At 45.9% G+C, this 887-nt stretch carries 1 protein-coding gene; it reads right to left on the bottom strand.

Going from position 1 to position 887, the window contains the following annotated elements; genetic code table 11:
* Window positions 1-887, bottom strand: an 887-nt coding sequence (locus WA1_RS51985) for a condensation domain-containing protein (RefSeq protein ID WP_272819497.1), incomplete at both ends; no start/stop codon positions are given.

Genomic DNA, 887 nt, shown 5'->3' with positions numbered 1-887 from the left:
GATTGGTATCGTAGCTCACCTTCAACCACAATTGCTCCCCCGGTCCGGCGACAACTGTCAGGGGATAATTTGCGTGTTCGATCCCTCGAAAATCCGCCACTGTCAAACCGCCATCGTCTTGTAAAGTATCGGCATCTACCGGATAATTCTCAAACACGACAATGCTCTCAAATAAAGACGTACCCCTAGGAATGTCACTCAAACTTTGAATTTCTACTAATGAGCAGTAGGAAAATTGTTCGGATTCCACCTGTTGGGTTTGTAAATCTTTCAACAAACTCAGCAAATCTGTCTGAGGGGAGATTTGCCAGCGCACGGGCACTGTATTGATAAATATCCCCACCATCGACTCCACACCAAGGAGTGCGGGGGGACGACCAGACAAGGTGGCACCAAAGACGACATCGGTTTCACCACTGTAGCGAGACAGGAGCAATCCCCAGGTAACCTGCACCAAATTATTCAGTGTCAATTGGTGCTGTTTGACAAAATCCACCGCTTGTGAAGTTGCGAGTGCGGATAAGTAAATGTGTTGTTCATCGTAACGGGAATGCTGTTGCCGTTGTGAGAGTGGTTTGTCTACTCTCAACGGGGTGGGAGTGCTAAAACCTAAGAGTTTTTGTTGCCAAAATTCTTTGGCAGAATTTAAATCTTGTTGCTGTAACCAAGCAATGTAGTTGCGGTAGTTGACAGTTGGTGGTAATGATACATTTTCTCCATCACAGATGGCTTGATAAAACGCAAACAAGTCTTGAAACACCAACGGTAACGACCAACCATCCAGTAAGATGTGATGATGACACCAAACAAACTGATAAGTGTTCTCATCCAGTCGCAGCAGATGTAGCCGCATCAATGGCGCTTGATGGAGTTGGAAACCCTGTTTT

The sequence above is a fragment of the Scytonema hofmannii PCC 7110 genome, from assembly GCF_000346485.2.
Classification (GTDB): domain Bacteria; phylum Cyanobacteriota; class Cyanobacteriia; order Cyanobacteriales; family Nostocaceae; genus Scytonema; species Scytonema hofmannii.
Note: the sequence above shows the minus strand (reverse complement) of the source record. Positions and strands in the feature narration are given on the sequence as shown.